Here is a 17,663-nt window from a genome sequence, read left to right on the forward strand (position 1 = left end):
GAACCTTACGAGGCGGTCGCGGTCCCGGCATCCGCGGTCAACGGGAAGACCTGCTCCGGGCGCCACACGCCGTCGTCACCGTGCTCGTAGAGGGAGAACCCGGCGACCTCGAACCGCGCCTCGTAGGTGGCCATCTCGTCGAACGCGGCGTCGAGCGCGGCGTCCGGCACCTCGTGCGCGACGGTCACGTGCGGGTGGTAGTTGAACCGGAGGTCCTGGGCGAGCGGACCGGTGCGGATGGTGCTCTCGAGGTGCTCGCACTCGGCGATGCCCTCGACCACCTGGATGAAGACCACGGGCGAGATCGGGCGGAACGTGGCGGAGCCACGCAGGTGGACCCGGAACGGCGCGGCGGTGGCGGCGACCGCGGTGAGGTGCGCCCGTGCCGAGTCGAGCTCGGCCGGGTCGAGCACCGTCGGCCCGAGGAGCGTGACGTGGGGCGGGATCGACCGCGCGAGCGGGTCGCCGAACCGTGCGCGCGCGTCCTGGAGCTGCGTCGCGAACGGTTCCGGCACCTCGATCGCGATGCCGATCCGCACCTGGTCCGGCCCACGCTCCGGGAGGTTCACGCGGTCGGCCCTCCGACGGGCAGGAGGCCGACGCGGTCGTAGATGCGTGCGAGCGTCCCGGCGGCGATGTCACGCGCCTTCTGGGCGCCCCGTGCGAGCACCGCGTCGAGCTCCGCGGGGTCCGCGAGGTAGGTGTTGGCACGCTCCTGGAACGGCACGAGGAAGTCGACCACGACGTCCGCGAGGTCGACCTTGAGCCGTCCGTATCCCTGGCCGTCGTACTCGGCGGCGATCGCCTCGACGTCGCGACCGGTGAGCGCGGAGTAGATGGTGAGGAGGTTGGACACGCCGGGCTTGGCGACCGGGTCGTACCGGATCTCGGAGTCCGAGTCCGTCGCGGCGGACCGGATCCGCTTCGCGGCGACCTTCGGGTCCTCGAGGAGCCAGATGACGCCCTTGCCGTTCGACGACGACTTGCTCATCTTCGCCGTCGGTTCCTGCAGGTCGTAGATCTTCGCGACCGAGCGCACGATGTGGGCCTCGGGCACGACGGCGGTCCCGTCGCCGAAGCGGGCGTTGAGGCGCTCCGCGAGGTCACGGGTGAGCTCGAGGTGCTGGCGCTGGTCCTCCCCGACCGGCACGAGGGCCGCGTCGTACAGCAGGATGTCAGCCGCCATGAGGACGGGGTAGGTGAACAGACCGACGGTCGTGCCGTCAGCGCCCTGCTTCGCGGACTTGTCCTTGAACTGGGTCATACGACCGGCCTCGCCGAAGCCCGTCTGGCAGGACAGCACCCAGGAGAGCTCCGCGTGCTGCGGCACGTGCGACTGCACGAACAGGGCGGAGCGCTCCGGGTCGACACCGCCGGCGAGGTACTGAGCCGCCGTGCGGCGCGTGCGCTCGCGCAGACGCTCCGGGTCGGGGTTGACCGTCAGGGCGTGGAGGTCGACGACGCAGTACAGCGCGTCGTAGGAGTCCTGGAGAGCGACCCACTGGCGCAGGGCACCGATGTAGTTCCCGAGCTGGAGCGAGTCCTCCGTGGGCTGCATGCCTGAGAGGATCCGGGGCTTGGTGCTGGTCGGGTCCCCTGTCGCCTGCGCGGTCTCCGGGACCGGTGCCGGACCGGTGTGCGTCGCCTCGATGGACATTGCCCCATTCTGACAGGTGGTGCCGCGCCGGAACGAATCGCCTCCCGTCGCACGGGAGGTCGAGGGCGACCTCGGTCGCCTCAGGTGGCCTCGTCGTCGAACGGCGCCGGGCCGCCCTGCGGGACGGTCGAGGCGGCCGGCGGCGGGGGCGGGGCGACCCGCTCGCGCACGGGCTCGTCGTCGAGGAGCGCCTCGCGCACGATCCGGCGCGGGTCGTACTGGCGGGGGTCGAGCTTCGACCAGTCGACGTCCCCGATCTCGTCCCCGATCTCGGCGTCCACACGGGCCTTGGCGTCCCGCAGGTACCCCCGGGCGGACCGGACGAACGACCCGAGCTGCTCCGCGTAGCGTGGCAGGCGCTCAGGACCGATGACGACGACCGCCACGACGAGGAGCACGACGAACTCGGCTCCGTTGATCCCGAACACGCCGACAGACTACTCGCTCGTGGCCTCGTCGAGGACGACGCGCACGTCGCGCTCCCGGTCGCCCGAGCGGACGCGCAGGGTCACGGCGTCCCCCGGAGCCTTCGCCCGGATGGCGACGATGAGCTCGTCCGACTCCGTGACGGGCCGGTCGTCGATGGAGAGGATCACGTCCCCGGGCCGGATCCCCGCGGCGTCGGCTGGTCCGTCGGGCGTCACCGCGGGGTTGCCGGCCTGGGCCTGCGTCGAGACCTGCACGCCCTCGCCCTGGTACCCCTGGTCGAGCAGCACGCCGATCACCGGGTACGTCGCGACGCCGTCGGCGATGAGCTGCTCCGCGGTCCGGCGCGCCTGGTTGGACGGTATGGCGAAGCCGAGCCCGATGCTCCCGGTCGCCGACTGGCTGCCCGGCGGCTGGGCGATGGCGGAGTTGATGCCCACGACCTCGCCGCGCCCGTTGACGAGCGGGCCTCCGGAGTTGCCGGGGTTGATCGCCGCGTCGGTCTGGATCGCGTTGATGAACGCGGTCTCGGCCGCGGCGCCGGCCTGGACCGGCCGGTTGAGCGCGCTGATGATGCCCGTGGTGACGGTCCCGTTGAGGCCCAGCGGGGCACCGACGGCGACCACGGGGTCCCCGACGACGACGGCGTCGGAGTCGCCGAGCGCGAGCGGCGTGAGCCCCGCGTCCTCGACCTTGACCACCGCGAGGTCGTAGTCGACGGTCCGCCCGACCAGCTCGGCCGGGCTCTCGTGCCCGTCGGAGAACAGCACGACGACGTCCCCGCCGTCGGCGGCCGACGCGACCACGTGGTTGTTCGTGAGGATGTACCCGTCCTCGCGGAGGACGAAGCCGGAACCCGTGGCGACGCCGTCGGTCCCGCGGACCTGGAGCGAGACGACGCTCGGCAGCACCGTGGCGGCGATGTCCGCCACCGAGCCCGCGGGGCGGTCCGCGCCCGGCTCGACGCTGGCGGGCGGCAGCGCCGACGTGTACGGGCCGGGCGAGTCCTGCCCGAGGAGCCGGTCGGCCGCGACACCGCCGAGGGCGCCTGCCACGAGGGCGACCGCGGCGACGCCTGCCACCACGGCGGGACGCAGCCCGCGCCCGGGCGGCGGGCCGGCAGCGCCCCGCGGGACCCCGACGAGCGCCGGGTCGACCGACCCGCCGGGTCGCGTCGGCGCCGTCGGCGGCTCGGGCTCGCCGAACGAGCGCAGGGTCTGCCACGGGTCCACGGGCCCCGGCGTGCCGGCCGGAGCCGCGGCCGGGGCGGGGACCGGCGACGGGACCGCGCTCGGCGGCGGGACGGTCGCGCTCGGCGGCGGGACGGTCGCGCTCGGCGGCGGGACGGTCGCGCTCGGCGGGGGCGGGACCGGGCCGGGGCCGACCGGCGTCGACGGCGGGACGGGCGGCACGCTGCGGTACGCGGACGGGGGCGCGAACGGGTTCCGTGCGGGGTCGGGCGCCCCGGCGTGCTCCGGGCCGGTCTGAGGGCCGGTCTGGGGGTCGGTCATGAGGTGCCGAGCGCTCCTGTCATGGTCGTCCAGCCCCGGGAGATGCGCGCCGGGACCCCGGCATCGTAGTCACGTGCCGGGAAGGCCGCCACGAGGGCCGCGACCGTCTCCTGCTCGGTGTCGGCGACGACGTCGATCACCGTGTCGCCGGACTGCCAGACCACGTGCCACGGCTGATCGGACAGCACGTGCACCCGGCGGCCGTCGACGTCCCACGTCTCCCCGCCCGCGAGCGAGGCGGTGTCCAGGAGACCCGACTGCTCACGCACGACGGCCTCGCCGCCCGGCGCCTCGAGGTCGATCTCGACGACCCCGCGCGCGGCGTCGTCCCGGACGTCGACCACGCTGAAGCCCTCCGGGAGCGCCGTGGGGCAGGTCCAGCCCTGGGCGTCGAGCGCCGCGAGCGCCGCGGTGCCGTCGGGAGCGGCACCCTCACCCGCGGCCTGGTCCGCGGTGCGCACCCCTCCCACGACGAGCGCCCCGGTGGTCCGGGGCGCCGCCTGCGCGAGCACGCTGAGCGGGTCGCTGCGGTGGAGCTCCGGAGTGACGAGCGGGCTCTCCCCCAGCGCGAAGAGGCCGACCGCCGCGACGCCGACCCCCCCGACGACGAGACCGACGACCCGGCGCCGCACCGCTCCCCGGCGCACCTCCCCGCTCCACGCACCGCGCGGGAGGGGGACCGGCTGCGCCCAGGGGTCGCTCGTCACGGGCGCCGAGCGGAGCGGGTCGCCGTCGGTCGAGGGGATCTGCGCCGACAGGGCGAGGAGGCGCGCCGCGAGGTCGGGCGCGGGCTCGACCGGGCCGGCGCTGCTCAGGGCTCGCCGGGCGGCGCGCGCCGCCGACAGCTCGGCGGCGCAGCGCGGGCAGCACGCCACGTGCTCGAGGGCACGCTCCGCCTCGGCGGGCGTGAGCTGCCCGTCGACGAGCGCGGAGAGGCGGGAGCCGAGGTGCGTCACGCCACCCCCCGGGCGGCCACGGGCGTCGGGACGTCGTCCGACGCCGGGCGGTCCGCGGGGTCGCGGTGCGGCAGCGCGGCGCGGAGCTGGGACCGCGCGCGGTGGATGCGGGACCGGACCGTGCCGAGCTTGATCCCCAGCGTCACGGCGATCTCCTCGTAGGACAGGCCCTCGATGTCGCACAGCACGACGGCGGCCCGGTACTCGGGCGAGAGCGCGTCGAGCGCGCGCTGGACGTCGTGGTCGAGGTTGGCGTGCTCGAAGCCGCGCTCCGGCTGGGCCTCGGAACGGGCCGGGTACTGCCCGTCGTCGTCGCCCATGGCCTCCATCCGGATGCGCTGCTTGCGCCGGACCTGGTCGAGGAAGAGGTTCGTCGTGATGCGGTGCAGCCAGCCCTCGAACGTGCCGGGGGTGTAGCTCGACAGCGAGCGGAACACCCGGACGAACGTCTCCTGCGTGAGGTCCTCGGCATCCTGCCGGTTCCCGGTCAGGCGGTACGCGAGCCGGTAGACGCGTGCCGAGTGCTCCCGAACGATCTCGTCCCACGACGGCGGCACCCACGCGCTCCCGTCGTGCGTCCCGTGCGTGCTCGTCCCTGGTCGTGCGTCGTCCACGTCGTCCATCGTCCCAGAAGAACGCCTGGCTCCCTCCCGGTGTTCCCCCTCTCCCGCGGGACGTGCGCGCGACGTCCACGGCGTGTGCACACACGCGCGGCGCGGGAGCGGGCCGCCGTGGGAGGGGACGGGTACGATCCGAGACAGCGCACCCGCCAGGGGAACCCTCCCCGGGCCGCACGCGCGGACGACGGACCACCAGGAGGCACCGATCACCAGCGACGTCGGCACCCACCGCAGCGCGAAGGCGGCGAGCTGGGTGTACAGCGAGGAGTTCGTCCCCGAGGACGAGGTCCTCCTGCGTGCGCGCGACCGGGCAGCCGAGCTCGGCTGCCCGACGGTGCTCCCGGGCGTGGGGGCTGTGCTCCAGGTGCTCGCCGCATCGCTGGCCGCCCGCGCGGTGGTCGAGATCGGCACCGGCACGGGTGTGGCGTCGCTCTGGCTCCTGCGTGGCATGCCGGCCGACGGCGTGCTGACGACGATCGACGTCGAGGTCGAGCACCAGCGCGCGGCCAAGGAGGCCTTCGCGGAGGAGGGCGTGCCCTCGGCACGCACCCGCACCATCCCGGGTCGCGCGAGCGAGGTCCTCCCCCGGCTCACCGACGGCGCCTACGACCTCGTGCTCGTGGGCGCGGACAAGCACAGCTACCCCGAGTACGTCGAGCAGGGCCTGCGCCTGCTGCGCCCGGGCGGCGTGCTCGCGGTCGACGGCGCGTTGTCGCACGACCGGGTCGCCGACCCGGCGCGGCGCGACGAGGTGACGACGATCGTCCGCGAGGTCGGCCGGTCGCTGCGGTCGGACGAGCGCGTGCTGCCCGCCCTGCTCCCGAGCGGCGACGGCCTGCTGCTCGCCGTGCGCCGCTGAGACGACCCGGCGGACGAGGGGACTCGCCGGTCAGAGCCGGTCGAGCGCCTCGAGCAGGAGCCGCGCCCCGTACCCCGTGGCCCCGGCGACGACCTCGTGCCGGTCGGCGGTCGCCCGTGCGGGGCCGGCCACGTCGAGGTGCGCCCAGGGCACGTCCCCGACGAACTCGCGCAGGAACAGCGCGGCCGTGATCGACCCGCCGCCCGGGCTGTCGACGGGCACGTGCCGGAGGTCGGCGACGTCGGAGCGCAGCGCGCCCGTGTAGTCCTCGACGAGCGGCATGCGCCACACGCGCTCGCCGGTGACCAGCGCGGCCTCCTCCAGGGCGTCGACGACGGCGTCGTCCGTCGCGAACAGCGCGCCGTGCCCGCGCCCCAGGCCGAGGCTCGCCGCGCCGGTGAGGGTCGCGACGTCGACGAGCACGTCGGGTGCGAGCTCGGCCACGGCGTACGCGATCGCGTCGGCGAGGACGAGGCGGCCCTCCGCGTCGGTGTTCGCGACCTCGACCGTCCGGCCCGACCAGGTGCGCAGGACGTCCCCCGGGCGGTAGGAAGCGGCGCCCACGTGGTTCTCGGCCAGCGGGAGCACCGCGGTCACCCGGCGGTCGGCGCGGGCGCGGGCGGCGCCGAGCACGACCGCGAGCGCGACGGCCGCGCCCGCCATGTCGGTCTTCATCGGCACCATCGCCTCGCGCGGCTTGATGGAGAGGCCGCCGGTGTCGTACGTGATGCCCTTGCCGACGACGACGACGTGCCGGACGTCGGCGCCCGCAGGGAGGACTCCGTGGTCCGCCGGGTCGTAGGTGACGGTCACGAGCCGCGGCGGTCGTGCCGAGCCCGCACCCACGGCCAGGAGCGCCCCGAAGCCCTCCGAACCCAGCTCGGCAGGGCCTCGGACGGTCGTGTCGAGCCCGAGCGCGTCGGCCAGCTCCACGGCGCGGTCGGCGAACCAGGCCGGGTCCTTGATGTCGGAGGGGACGTTGGCGAGGTCGCGGACCAGCCAGGTCGCCGCCGCGGCGCGCTGCGCGGTCTCGATCGTCGCCGTGACGTCGGGTCGGTCCTCGGGCGCGAGCAGGACGAGCTGCTCCGCGGCCGACTCGGCCGCGGACGGTGCGGACCCGCTCTGCCGGGGCTGGTCGTACGCGGCGAGCAGGTAGCCCTCGACGAACGCGCGGATCCCGTCAGGACCGGCGTCGGCGGTGGCCGCGCTGACGACGCGCTCCAGGCCGCGCGACGCACGGGCGAGGGCCGCACCGGCGCGCCGGAGGTCCTGCGCCGTCCCGGCACCGACCCCGAGCAGCAGGATCCGCGGGGGCAGGCCCGCCCACGGGAGCCGCGTCGCGGACCCGGCGTGCGCGCGCGGCAGGTCGACGCGTACGACCTCTCCCGACGCACCGCGGAAGCTCCGCCCGCCCGCACGCTCGGCGAGCTCCGCGAGGTCGACGCCGTAGCGCACCGTCGCGTCGACGGTGCCGGCACGCGGCTGCAACCCGTCCTCGGCCTCGCGCGGAGGCGCGACGGCCACGACGACCGCGTCGACCTGCGCGTCGTCGAGGAGTGCCGCGTCGCTCAGAGCGCCCCGGGCACCGACCACCTCGGGCAGCGTGCGCGGCAGCCCGGGGAGACCGGAGGCCCGGCGCTCACGTGCGGGCAATCAGCCCACCACGGCCTGGAGCGCCTCACCCAGCTCGCTGGCCTCGGTCGCGTTGAGCTCGACCACCAGGCGTCCGCCACCCTCGAGCGGGACCCGCATGACGATGCCTCGCCCTTCCTTGGTGACCTCCAGCGGCCCGTCACCCGTCCGCGGCTTCATCGCAGCCATCGATGGCACTCCATTTCCGTTGTCCCGAGTCCACCCCGCACGCGCGAGGAGGGGCGTCCGACCTCGGACGACGCCCGAGGACAGTCTAGTTCACCCGTGCCGACATCCCGGGCGTCCGGGTCACGGCGGCCAGCCGGACGGTGGGACGAGCCGCCACAGCGACCACACCCACCACACCTGACCCGCGACGCCGGCGACGGTCACGGCGGCCAGCCACAGTCGGGACCGCGTCCACCCGACGGTCACGGCCGCGAGCGGGAAGGCGAGCAGCAGGAACCGCACGAGCGACGTGCCCGGCTGGATCGCCGCGACCAGGTAGGCGAGGTATGCGCCGGACCACGCGTGCATCTCCGGGCCGAGCCGCGCCGCGACGGGGTTGAGCACGAGGGCGGCCGTCGCGAGCAGCGCGAGCGCGAGGGCCCACGGGCCGACGTCGCCCATCAGCCACCGCGACACGTCGACCCACGGGACGAACGGCACGACCTCCGCTCCCCCGCGCCACGCCTCCTGCGTGCGGAAGTACCCCTGGTGCACGCCCGTGACGACGCTGCACGCCCACGGCCACACGAACCCGCTCGCCAGGGCGACGGCGAGGAGACCGCTCACCCGCGCGGCGTCCGGCCCGCGCAGGTCGCCGCGCCGCCAGCGCACGATCCCGTGCCACAGGACGACCGCCGCCATCGGCAGCGCGACGGCGCGAGAGAAGCCGAGGAGGACGACGACGAGCGCGGCCCACCCGTAGCGGAGGCGCGCCAGCAGCAGGAGCGCGGACGCCACGAGGAGGAGCGCGAGGGACTCCGTGTACGCGACCTGGAGGACGGGGCTGGACGGGAAGACGCTCACGAGCAGGACGGTCGCCAGCGGCAGGCCCGGCCGGCGCTCGACGGCCGCGGCGCCCGCCGTCGCGACCAGCCGGTGGATCACGAAGACGGCGCCGGCACCGCACACGAGCGCGACCGTGGGCGCGAGCACGTCCCACCCCAGACCGGTGACGGCGTCGAGGGCACGGACGAGCGCCGGGAAGAGCGGGAAGAACGCCCAGACGTTCTGCTCGACGGCGCCGTCGGGACCCACAGGGAGCGTGTCGGGGTAGCCGGACGCGTAGATCTGCTCGTACCAGCTCGCGTCCCACATGCGCGCGACGTACGGCAGGTACGACGGCGCGGCGTCCGTCCAGGGGTTCGCCTCCTGGGACCTCGCGACGACGAGGAGGATCACCGCGCTCACCGCGCGCGCAAGGCCGTACACCGCGAGGACCTGCGCCCACCACGGCCAGGAGGCCGGACGCCGCAGCCGCGCACGCTCGCCCGGGCCGGCCGCGGCGCGCCGCGTGGTCACGCGAGGCCTCGCAGGGCGGCCGCCGGAGGCGCCTCGTCGCGCACCGCGGCGACGAGGTCCAGGACGCGCCGGGTCGCCGCGACGTCGTGCGCGCGGAAGACGCGCGCGCCGAGCCACGCGGCGACGGCCGTCGCGGCGAGGGTGCCCTCCAGCCGCTCGTCGGCCGGCAGGTCGAGCGTCTCGCCCACGAAGTCCTTGCGGGACAGGGCCATGAGGAGCGGGAACCCGAGGCCCGCGAGGACCTCGGTCCGACGCAGGAGGTGCAAGGAGTGCCACGTGTTCTTGCCGAAGTCGTGCGTGGGGTCGACGAGGACCGACGCCCGCGGGACCCCGCACGCGACCGCACGCTCCGCCGCCGCCCGGAGGGTCGCCACCACGTCCTGGACGACGCCGTCGCGCGGGTCGGCGGCACCGGGCCGGGCGGGGTAGGCGACGCGGAACGGGTCGGTGCGGGGTGTCGCGCCCCCCGTGTGCGAGCACACGACCCCGACACCGTGCTCGCCCGCGACCTCGACCAGGCGCGGGTCGTGGCCCGCCCACGTGTCGTTGATGAGGTCGGCGCCCGCGAGCGCCGCCTCGTGCGCCACCTCCGCCCGCCACGTGTCGACGCTCACGAGCAGGTCGGGGAACTCCGCGCGCACCCGAGCCACGAACGGCACGACGCGACGGACCTCCTCGTCGGGCGTCACCACGGGACCGACGCCTGCGCGCACTCCCCCCACGTCGAGGATCTCGGCGCCCTGGACGACCGCGCGCTCGACCGCGGCGAGAGCCTCCCGGTCGTCGAGCTGGCGCGCGCCCGCGTAGAACGAGTCGTCGGTGCGGTTGACGATCGCCATCACCGCGGGCCGCTCGAGGACCCGCCCGCGCAGCACGAGCGACGTGCCGCGAGGTGGGACCCCGAGGGGAGGCAGCGGTTCGGGTGCGTCGGCGGGGTGCCCGCCCGACGGCTCCCCGGGCGCGGCGGGGCCGGGTGGGGTCATCGCGCCGGGGCCGTCAGCTCGCGTCGCCGGCCTGCGCCCGGGCGAGCTCCTCGGTCGCCTCGAGCTCCTCGGCGCGCAGCTCGGCACCGCGGTCGCACACGTACTCGACGGCCTCGGCAGGGTCGTCGCACAGGTGGACGAGGTCCAGGTCGTGCGCGCTGATCATGCCGCGCCCGGCGACGGCCGTCCGGGCCCACTCGAGGAGCCCGCTCCAGTAGTCCGTGCCGACGAGCGCCACCGGGAACTCCGTGATCTTGTGCGTCTGGACGAGCGTGAGCGCCTCGAAGAGCTCGTCGAACGTGCCGAACCCGCCGGGCAGGACGACGAAGCCCTGCGCGTACTTGACGAACATCGTCTTGCGGGCGAAGAAGTAGCGGAAGTTCACGCCGAGGTTCACGTACCGGTTCATGCCCTGCTCGAACGGGAGCTCGATGCCGAGACCGATCGACAGCCCGCCCGCCTCGGACGCGCCCTTGTTGGCCGCCTCCATGATGCCCGGGCCCCCGCCCGTGATGACCGCGAAACCCTCGTCGACGAGGCGACGGCCGACGTCCTCGGCGAGCGCGTAGTCCGGGTGGTCCGGCTTGGTCCGGGCCGAGCCGAACACCGACACGGCCGGGCCGACCTCCGCCAGCGCGCCGAACCCCTCGACGAACTCGCTCTGGATCCGCATGACGCGCCACGGGTCCGAGTGGACCCAGTCCGCGCTGCCGCCCGTGTCGAGGAGTCGCTGGTCCGTCGTCTGGCGCGGGATCTGGTCCCCGCGCAGCAGCACCGGCCCCTTCCGGTACCCCGTGCCCGCCTGGGGCAGGCCGTCGTCGGAACCCTGGTCACGCACCGTGTCGCTCATGGTCACGAGCCTATGCCGCGGGGGCGGCCGTGAGCCACGCTCGCAGCGCGTCGCGGCACAGCGCGAGCTCGCCGACCGGGCAGCGCTCGTCGTCCTTGTGCGCGAGCAACGGGTCCCCGGGGCCGAAGTTCACCGCGGGGACGCCGAGCTCCGCGAAGCGGGCGACGTCGGTCCAGCCGTACTTCGGCGCCGGCGCTCCGCCGGTCACGCCCAGCACCGCGGCGGCGAAGTCCGCCGCGAGCGGGTCGTCGAGACCGGGGCGGGCGCCCGGCGCAGCGTCGGTGAGCACCACCTCGAAGCCGGCGAAGAGCTCGCGCACGTGCTGCTCCGCCTCGCCGACCGTGCGCGACGGCGCGAACCGGAAGTTCACCGTGACGACGCACTCGTCCGGCACGACGTTGCCGGCGATCCCACCGGAGATGCCGACCGCGTTCATGCCCTCGCGGTAGACCAGACCGTCGACCTCGATCTGCTGCGGGACGTACGCCGCCAGGCGGTCGAGCACCTCGTGCGCCGCGTGGATCGCGTTGGCGCCCGTCCAGGAGCGCGCGGAGTGGGCGGCGACCCCGGGGACGCGCACGTCGACGCGCAGCGTGCCGTTGCACCCGCCCTCGAGGCCGGCGGACGTCGGCTCGCCGAGGACCGCGAAGTCGGCCGCGAGCAGGTCGGGACGGTTGCGCGCGAGGCGCCCGAGCCCGTTGAGGTCGGACGCGACCTCCTCGTTGTCGTAGAACACCCACGTCACGTCCTGCGCCGGGGCGTCCAGCTCGGCCGCGAGCGCGAGCGCGACCGCGACGCCGCCCTTCATGTCGACCGTCCCACGGCCCCAGACCTCGGCGTGCGCCCCCTCCCCCACGACGCGCGTGGGCAGGTTCGGCGGGTCCGTGAGCGGCACCGTGTCCAGGTGGCCCGCGACCACGACGCGCCGCTCCCGGCCGAGCGCCGTGCGCGCGACGACCGTGTCGCCGTCGCGCACGACCTCGAGGTGCCGGCACGCCCGCAGCGCGGTCTCGACCGCGTCCGCCAGCGCACGCTCGTCGCCGCTCACCGACGGCGTGTCGCACACCGCGCGGAAGAGGGCGACGAGATCGCCGCGAAGGTCGAGCACGGGCAGGGCGGCAGCGGTGGGAGAGGTCACGCCAGCACCCTACCGGCGGCGGATAGGGTGGGGCGCATGACTTCTGCGACCCCCGCGACCGCCCCCTCGGCGGCCGCGTCCGAGCCGCGTACGGCGTGGGGCTACGGCCTGGCGACCGTCACCGACGACGGCACGACCCTCGACGTCTGGTACCCCGCCCCGGCGCTCGGCGCCGCCCCGGCGGACACGACCGTCCCCGCCTCGCTCGACGCGCTCGCCGAGCGCGACGAGCTGCGTGGCGTGGACGTCGTCGTGGTCCGGACGGAGATCGACCTCGACGCCGCCCCCGCCGACACCGCCGACGCGTACCTGCGCCTCCACCTGCTCTCCCACCGCCTCGTCCCCCCGCACGGCCAGAACCTCGACGGGCTCTTCGGCGTCCTGACGAACGTCGTCTGGACCAATCACGGCGCGTGCGCGGTCGACGGCTTCGAGGAGACGCGCCTGCGCCTGCGCGCGACCGGGCAGACCGTGACCGTGTACGGCGTGGACAAGTTCCCGCGCATGGTCGACTACGTCGTCCCCTCAGGCGTCCGCGTCGCCGACGCCGACCGGGTGCGGCTCGGGGCCCACCTCGCTCCCGGCACGACCGTCATGCACGAGGGATTCGTCAACTTCAACGCCGGCACGCTCGGCACGTCGATGGTCGAGGGCCGCATCTCCGCGGGCGTCGTCGTCGGCGACGGTTCCGACGTCGGGGGCGGCGCGTCGATCATGGGCACCCTCTCCGGGGGTGGCCGCGAGGTCATCTCCGTCGGGCAGCGCTCGCTCCTCGGCGCCAACGCAGGCCTCGGCATCCCCCTCGGCGACGACTGCGTCGTCGAGTCCGGCCTGTACGTCACCGCGGGGACCAAGGTGACCGTGGTCGGCCAGGCCGACGCCGCGGGCGAGCCCCTCGTCGTCAAGGCGCGCGAGCTCTCCGGCCGCTCCGGCATCCTGTTCCGCCGCAACTCGCTCACCGGCGGCGTCGAGGCCGTGTCCCGCACGGGCGCCGGCGTCGAGCTCAACGCCGCGCTGCACGCGAACTGACCCCCCACCGACGAGCACGACGGCGTCCCGCATGACCACGACCCGAGCCCCCCGCCCCCGGGACCTGCCGGACGTCGGCCGTGCGCGCCCCCGGCGTCGCCCGCTCCGCGCCGCGGTCACCCTCCTCACGGTGGCCGCGGTCGCGGTGGGCGGCGTCGTCGTCGCCCTCAACCGGCTCGACGACGAGACGCCCGTCGCCGAGCGCTGCGCCGCGGCCGCCGACGGCCGCACCTGGTACCTGTCCGTCACCCAGGCGGACAACGCGGCGCTCGTCGCAGGCACGGCCGTGCGCCGAGGGCTCCCGGCCCGCGCCGCGACGATCGGCCTCGCGACCGCGCTCCAGGAGTCCCGGCTCGTCAACATCGACTACGGCGACCGCGACTCCGTCGGCCTGTTCCAGCAGCGCCCGTCCCAGGGCTGGGGCACCGTCGAGCAGATCATGGACCCCGTGTACTCGACCGACGCGTTCTACGACGTGCTCGAGACGGTCGAGGGCTACGAGGCCATGGAGGTCACCGTCGCGGCGCAGACCGTCCAGCGCTCCGCGTTCCCCGACGCGTACGCGCAGCACGAACCCCGGTCCCGCGCCTGGGCGTCCGCGCTCACGGGCTGGTCCCCCGCCTCCCTGACGTGCGACCTCGCGCCCGTGGCCGCGACCGAGGTCCCGTCCGAGGGCGCGGCGACGCAGCCGTTCCAGGACCGTGTCGCCCGCGACCTCGGCGACGGGGCGCGGGTGTCCCCGTTCGACGGCGGGGACGGGGGCACCGTGCAGGTCGACGCCTCGGGCCTGCTCGCCGCGGGCGAGGACGGCGGTCCGGACCGCGCCGCGTGGGCGGTCGCCCAATGGGCCGTCGCCACCGCGAACGCGACGAACGTCGTCGCCGTCGAGGTGGGCGACCGCCGCTGGTCCCGCGACGACTCGACCTGGACCGCGCTCGACCCGGAGGAGCTCGCCCCGCTCGACCCCGGCCTCCTTCGCGTGCACGTCGCCGTCCCCGACGAGTCCTGACGACGGCCCGAGGAGCGCCGGTCGACCGCCGTCGTCGCACTCGTCGTGCACGCGTGCCAGAACGACGGAAGCCGCGCCGCTCACCGTGGGGTGAGCGACGCGGCGACCGGGAAGCGGGTGTCAGCGGTCGGAGACCGGGACGTAGTCCCGCTCGGTCTCGCCGACGTAGACCTGGCGCGGGCGGCCGATCTTGGTCTGCGGGTCCTTCATCATCTCGCGCCACTGCGCGATCCAGCCGGGCATGCGGCCGAGGGCGAAGAGCGGCGTGAACATCGCGGGCGAGAAGCCCATGGCCTTGTAGATGAGGCCCGTGTAGAAGTCGACGTTCGGGTAGAGCTTGCGCTCGATGAAGTAGTCGTCGTTGAGCGCGATCTCCTCGAGGCCCATGGCGATGTCGAGGAGCTGGTTCTTCTTGCCGAGGGTCGAGAGCACGGCGTCCGCGGACTTCTTGACGATGGCCGCGCGCGGGTCGTAGTTCTTGTAGACCCGGTGGCCGAAGCCCATGAGGCGGACGCCGTCCTCCTTGTTCTTCACCTTCTTCATGAAGGTGTCGACGTCGTACTCGGCACCCGCGATCTTGTCGAGCATCGTCAGGACGGACTCGTTGGCGCCGCCGTGCAGCGGGCCGGAGAGCGCGTTGACGCCCGCCGCGACGGAGGCGTAGAGGTTGGCGTGCGACGAGCCGACGACGCGGACGGTCGACGTCGAGCAGTTCTGCTCGTGGTCGGCGTGCAGGATGAGCAGCTTGTCGAGCGCGTCGACGACGACCGGGTCGGCCTCATACTGCTGGTACGGCGTCGCGAACGTCATGCGCAGGAAGTCGTCGACGTAGCCGCGCGAGTAGTCGGGGTACAGCAGCGGCTCACCGACACGGCGGCGGTGCAGGTAGGACGTGATGGTGCGCGACTTCGCGAGGAGCAGGACCGTCGCGAGCTCGACGGTCTCGTCGTCGAACGGGTCGAGCGACTCGGGGTAGAACGTCGACAGCGCGTTGATCGCGGACGAGAGCACGGCCATCGGGTGGGCGCCCCGCGGGAACGTCCCCATGAAGGTCCGGAAGTCCTCGTGCACGAGCGTGTGGCGGTTGACGCGCTCGACGAAGGCCTCGAGGGTCGGGGTGTCCGGGAGCTCGCCGTGGATGAGCAGGTAGGCCACCTCGAGGAAGCTCGACTGCTCGGCGAGCTGCTCGATGGGGTACCCGCGGTACCGCAGGATGCCGGCGTCACCGTCGATGTAGGTGATGCTCGACTCGCACGACGCCGTGTTCATGAAGCCCGGGTCGACGGTCACGAGGCCGGTCGACTTGAGCAAGGAGGACACGACGATGCCGTCGTTGCCGTCGGTCGCCGCGACCACGGGCAGGTCCTGCGCCTGGTCGTCGACGAGGAGGCGGACCTTCGCCTGCTGAGTGGTGGTCATGGTTCCCTTCCTGCTGCTGCTCGCGCCGTTGCCGCGCGGTCGACCGTACCCCGCTTCACCCGCACGTGACCAATCCTGAACCGTCACGAGAACACCACACCTCTGTGAGGCAGGTCACGCCAGAGATCAGGCTCCGGAGAGTCGAGCCGCGGCCTCGTGGACGCGCTCGTCGGTCGCGGTGAGCGCGACCCTCACGTGCCCCGCGCCCTCCGGTCCGTAGAACGCCCCGGGCCCCACCAGTATGCCGAGGTCGGCGAGGTCGGACACGGTCCGCCAGCAGTCGCCGCCGTCGTCCCCCGCCGGTCGTGACCACAGGTAGAGGCCCGCGTCGGAGTGGTCGACCTGGAGCCCGGCGTCGCCGAGCGCCGCGACGAGCACCTCGCGCCGGCGCGCGTACACGTCGCGCTGCGCGGCGACGTGCGCGTCGTCGGACAGGGCGGCGACCATCGCCGCCTGGACGGGCGCGGGCACGATCATGCCGAGGTGCTTGCGCGTCGCGAGCAGGTCGGCGACGAGGGCGGGGTCGCCGGCGACGAACGCGGCCCGGTAGCCGGCCATGCTCGACTGCTTGGAGAGCGAGTAGGTGACGAGGAGCCCGTCGTGCGACCCGCCCGAGACGGCCGGGTCGAGCAGGCTCGGCACGCCCTGCGACGCGTAGGGCTCGGCCCACGCGAGCTCCGCGTAGCACTCGTCGCTCGCGACGACCGCGCCGATCTCGCGCGCCGCGGCGACGACCCGCGCGAGGTGGGCGGCGTCGAGCACGCGGCCGGTCGGGTTGCTCGGGGAGTTCACCCAGACGAGGCGCACGTCCGCCCTGCCCGCCCACTCGTCGACGTCGTCGGTCGCGAGCGGCGTCGCGCCGGCGAGGCGCGCGCCCACGTCGTACGTGGGGTAGGCGGTGCGCGGGTGCACGACGACGTCGCCTGGCCCGAGGCGCAGGAGCGACGGCAGCAGCCCGACGAGCTCCTTGCTGCCGACGGTCGGCAGGACGGCGTCGGGGTCGAGGCCCGGGACGCCGCGCCGGCGGGCGAACCAGCCGGAGACGGCCTCGCGCAGCGCCGGGGTCCCGTGCGTCGTCGGGTAGCCGTGCGCGTCGGACGCCGCGGCGAGCGCGTCACGCACGACGGCGGGCGTCGGGTCGACGGGAGTCCCGATCGAGAGGTCGACGACGCCGCGCGGGTGCGCGCGGGCGCGCTCCGCGTACGGGGTCAGCGTGTCCCAGGGATAGGCGAGACCGGAGAGGTCGGCGAGTCCCACGTGCGGCGGTGCGGGGTGCTCAGGCCTGCGGCGGCAGGGCGGCGATCATCGGGTCGTCCTTCTCGATGAGACCCATCTTCGCGGCGCCGCCGGGCGAGCCGAGGTCGTCGAAGAACTCGACGTTGGCGCGGTAGTAGTCGCTCCACTCCGTCGGGACGTCGTCCTCGTAGTAGATGGCCTCGACCGGGCAGACCGGCTCGCACGCGCCGCAGTCGACGCACTCGTCGGGGTGGATGTACAGCGACCGCTTGCCCTCGTAGATGCAGTCGACAGGACACTCCTCGATGCACGCCTTGTCCTTGACGTCCACGCACGGCTGAGCGATCACGTAAGTCACGACCGAGTACCTTTCTGGATTCGTCCGGACCCCGACCCGGCGAGGGGCGAGGTCACGACAGGGAGACGCAGGACTAGTATCGCTCAGGTCGGGCGGTGCCCGACCCTCTCTGACCAGCCCGTGGACGAACGTCACAGACCCGAGGAGCGCCTGCAGTGCCCGACGCACCCTGGACCGCGTGGGCCCCGGGCACCCGGGTGGTCGTCCGCCGTCGCCTCACCGCCGACGAGGCGGCCGCCGCGGGCAAGCCCCTCACGGACGTCATCGGGGTCGTCGTGCGGACGACCGCGACCGAGCTGGTGCTGCGCGAGGACGCGGGCGGGAGCGCCGCCCCGCCGCACCGGGGTCACGGCGTGCACGACGCCGTCCCGCCTCTGGTCGTCGTCCCGCTCGACGCGATCGTGGCCGGCAAGCCCGTCCCCCCGCGCCCACCACGTCGGCCCGCCTGACCCG

Annotated in this window: 20 protein-coding genes; 5 read left to right on the top strand and 15 right to left on the bottom strand. The window is 74.6% G+C overall.

The annotated features are described in order from the left end of the window. Window positions 1-5: 5 nt before the first annotated feature. The 4 genes from AC6CH9_RS06370 to AC6CH9_RS06385 all read right to left on the bottom strand — a co-directional run bounded on the left by AC6CH9_RS06370 (window position 6) and on the right by AC6CH9_RS06385 (window position 3,315). The gene (locus AC6CH9_RS06370) at window positions 6-569 is read right to left on the bottom strand and encodes a 2'-5' RNA ligase family protein (RefSeq protein WP_498154166.1); all 564 of its coding nucleotides are present in this window, start codon (window positions 567-569) and stop codon (window positions 6-8) included. Beyond that, on the bottom strand, window positions 566-1,657 hold the full coding sequence (trpS, locus tag AC6CH9_RS06375; protein WP_498154167.1) for a tryptophan--tRNA ligase: 1,092 nt from the start codon (window positions 1,655-1,657) through the stop codon (window positions 566-568). Before trpS ends, AC6CH9_RS06370 begins: the two co-directional genes overlap by 4 nt. 80 nt (window positions 1,658-1,737) lie before the next feature. Next, window positions 1,738-2,085 carry a twin-arginine translocase TatA/TatE family subunit gene (locus AC6CH9_RS06380; protein ID WP_498154168.1) on the bottom strand — a complete coding sequence of 116 codons (348 nt, stop codon included), beginning with the start codon at window positions 2,083-2,085 and terminating at the stop codon, window positions 1,738-1,740. A gap of 9 nt (window positions 2,086-2,094) precedes the next feature. Further along, window positions 2,095-3,315 (bottom strand): S1C family serine protease, encoded by a 1,221-nt coding sequence (locus AC6CH9_RS06385; RefSeq protein WP_498154169.1) that lies wholly within the window; start codon window positions 3,313-3,315, stop codon window positions 2,095-2,097. A gap of 10 nt (window positions 3,316-3,325) precedes the next feature. On the opposite strand from AC6CH9_RS06385, the gene AC6CH9_RS06390 reads away from it, so the two are divergent. Next, on the top strand, window positions 3,326-3,571 hold the full coding sequence (locus AC6CH9_RS06390; RefSeq protein WP_498154170.1) for a hypothetical protein: 246 nt from the start codon (window positions 3,326-3,328) through the stop codon (window positions 3,569-3,571). A 19-nt stretch (window positions 3,572-3,590) separates the two neighbouring features. Here AC6CH9_RS06390 and AC6CH9_RS06395 read toward each other — a convergent pair whose 3' ends face one another. Together AC6CH9_RS06395 and sigE are read right to left on the bottom strand one after the other, a co-directional pair. Beyond that, a complete protein-coding gene (locus tag AC6CH9_RS06395; protein ID WP_498154171.1) occupies window positions 3,591-4,550 on the bottom strand; it encodes a zf-HC2 domain-containing protein in 960 nt (319 codons plus the stop codon). Beyond that, on the bottom strand, window positions 4,547-5,173 hold the full coding sequence (gene sigE / locus AC6CH9_RS06400) for an RNA polymerase sigma factor SigE (protein ID WP_498154172.1): 627 nt from the start codon (window positions 5,171-5,173) through the stop codon (window positions 4,547-4,549). The genes AC6CH9_RS06395 and sigE overlap by 4 nt, the downstream gene beginning before the upstream one ends. A gap of 250 nt (window positions 5,174-5,423) precedes the next feature. Between sigE and AC6CH9_RS06405 the strand changes: the two genes are divergently transcribed. After that, window positions 5,424-6,029: an O-methyltransferase gene (locus tag AC6CH9_RS06405; protein ID WP_269430019.1), complete on the top strand. Its 606-nt coding sequence runs from the start codon at window positions 5,424-5,426 to the stop codon at window positions 6,027-6,029. A gap of 30 nt (window positions 6,030-6,059) precedes the next feature. Here the strand turns inward: AC6CH9_RS06405 and AC6CH9_RS06410 are convergent, their stop codons facing one another. The 6 genes from AC6CH9_RS06410 to dapE all read right to left on the bottom strand — a co-directional run bounded on the left by AC6CH9_RS06410 (window position 6,060) and on the right by dapE (window position 12,159). Beyond that, a complete protein-coding gene (locus AC6CH9_RS06410; RefSeq protein ID WP_498154173.1) occupies window positions 6,060-7,682 on the bottom strand; it encodes a leucyl aminopeptidase family protein in 1,623 nt (540 codons plus the stop codon). Then, window positions 7,683-7,850 (bottom strand): DUF3117 domain-containing protein, encoded by a 168-nt coding sequence (locus AC6CH9_RS06415; protein ID WP_064506638.1) that lies wholly within the window; start codon window positions 7,848-7,850, stop codon window positions 7,683-7,685. A 120-nt stretch (window positions 7,851-7,970) separates the two neighbouring features. Then, window positions 7,971-9,188 (bottom strand): hypothetical protein, encoded by a 1,218-nt coding sequence (locus tag AC6CH9_RS06420; RefSeq protein WP_498154174.1) that lies wholly within the window; start codon window positions 9,186-9,188, stop codon window positions 7,971-7,973. Next, on the bottom strand, window positions 9,185-10,171 hold the full coding sequence (gene folP, locus AC6CH9_RS06425) for a dihydropteroate synthase (RefSeq protein ID WP_498154175.1): 987 nt from the start codon (window positions 10,169-10,171) through the stop codon (window positions 9,185-9,187). The genes AC6CH9_RS06420 and folP overlap by 4 nt, the downstream gene beginning before the upstream one ends. Before the next feature lie 13 nt (window positions 10,172-10,184). Then, the gene (locus AC6CH9_RS06430; RefSeq protein ID WP_047233518.1) at window positions 10,185-11,021 is read right to left on the bottom strand and encodes an LOG family protein; all 837 of its coding nucleotides are present in this window, start codon (window positions 11,019-11,021) and stop codon (window positions 10,185-10,187) included. 10 nt (window positions 11,022-11,031) lie between these two features. Then, window positions 11,032-12,159, bottom strand: coding sequence for a succinyl-diaminopimelate desuccinylase (gene dapE / locus AC6CH9_RS06435; RefSeq protein WP_498154176.1), 1,128 nt, complete (start codon window positions 12,157-12,159; stop codon window positions 11,032-11,034). Window positions 12,160-12,195: 36 nt separating this feature from the next. On the opposite strand from dapE, the gene dapD reads away from it, so the two are divergent. Further along, complete coding sequence (gene dapD / locus AC6CH9_RS06440; protein ID WP_389277851.1) at window positions 12,196-13,188, top strand: 2,3,4,5-tetrahydropyridine-2,6-dicarboxylate N-succinyltransferase; 993 nt, start codon at window positions 12,196-12,198, stop codon at window positions 13,186-13,188. Between the two features lie 31 nt (window positions 13,189-13,219). Further along, the gene (locus AC6CH9_RS06445; RefSeq protein WP_498154177.1) at window positions 13,220-14,197 is read left to right on the top strand and encodes a hypothetical protein; all 978 of its coding nucleotides are present in this window, start codon (window positions 13,220-13,222) and stop codon (window positions 14,195-14,197) included. A gap of 120 nt (window positions 14,198-14,317) precedes the next feature. On the opposite strand, the gene AC6CH9_RS06450 is transcribed toward AC6CH9_RS06445, so the two are convergent. The 3 genes from AC6CH9_RS06450 to fdxA all read right to left on the bottom strand — a co-directional run bounded on the left by AC6CH9_RS06450 (window position 14,318) and on the right by fdxA (window position 17,210). Next, complete coding sequence (locus AC6CH9_RS06450) at window positions 14,318-15,616, bottom strand: citrate synthase (protein WP_498154178.1); 1,299 nt, start codon at window positions 15,614-15,616, stop codon at window positions 14,318-14,320. 126 nt (window positions 15,617-15,742) lie between these two features. After that, window positions 15,743-16,873 carry a succinyldiaminopimelate transaminase gene (dapC, locus tag AC6CH9_RS06455; RefSeq protein ID WP_498154179.1) on the bottom strand — a complete coding sequence of 377 codons (1,131 nt, stop codon included), beginning with the start codon at window positions 16,871-16,873 and terminating at the stop codon, window positions 15,743-15,745. Between the two features lie 19 nt (window positions 16,874-16,892). Further along, window positions 16,893-17,210: a ferredoxin gene (gene fdxA, locus AC6CH9_RS06460; protein WP_024841122.1), complete on the bottom strand. Its 318-nt coding sequence runs from the start codon at window positions 17,208-17,210 to the stop codon at window positions 16,893-16,895. A 155-nt stretch (window positions 17,211-17,365) separates the two neighbouring features. On the opposite strand from fdxA, the gene AC6CH9_RS06465 reads away from it, so the two are divergent. Further along, window positions 17,366-17,659 (top strand): putative acetyltransferase, encoded by a 294-nt coding sequence (locus tag AC6CH9_RS06465; protein WP_498154180.1) that lies wholly within the window; start codon window positions 17,366-17,368, stop codon window positions 17,657-17,659. Window positions 17,660-17,663 lie beyond the last annotated feature (4 nt).

Source organism: Cellulosimicrobium sp. GQ32, assembly GCF_059758455.1.

Excerpts from the sequence above, each read along its gene's own strand:
- trpS (WP_498154167.1), bottom strand. The coding sequence starts at position 1,657 with ATGTCCATCGAGGCGACGCACACCGGTCCGGCACCGGTCCCGGAGACC.
- sigE (WP_498154172.1), bottom strand. The coding sequence starts at position 5,173 with ATGGACGACGTGGACGACGCACGACCAGGGACGAGCACGCACGGGACG.
- AC6CH9_RS06415 (WP_064506638.1), bottom strand. The coding sequence starts at position 7,850 with ATGGCTGCGATGAAGCCGCGGACGGGTGACGGGCCGCTGGAGGTCACC.
- folP (WP_498154175.1), bottom strand. The coding sequence starts at position 10,171 with ATGACCCCACCCGGCCCCGCCGCGCCCGGGGAGCCGTCGGGCGGGCAC.
- AC6CH9_RS06430 (WP_047233518.1), bottom strand. The coding sequence starts at position 11,021 with ATGAGCGACACGGTGCGTGACCAGGGTTCCGACGACGGCCTGCCCCAG.
- dapD (WP_389277851.1), top strand. The coding sequence starts at position 12,196 with ATGACTTCTGCGACCCCCGCGACCGCCCCCTCGGCGGCCGCGTCCGAG.
- AC6CH9_RS06445 (WP_498154177.1), top strand. The coding sequence starts at position 13,220 with ATGACCACGACCCGAGCCCCCCGCCCCCGGGACCTGCCGGACGTCGGC.
- AC6CH9_RS06450 (WP_498154178.1), bottom strand. The coding sequence starts at position 15,616 with ATGACCACCACTCAGCAGGCGAAGGTCCGCCTCCTCGTCGACGACCAG.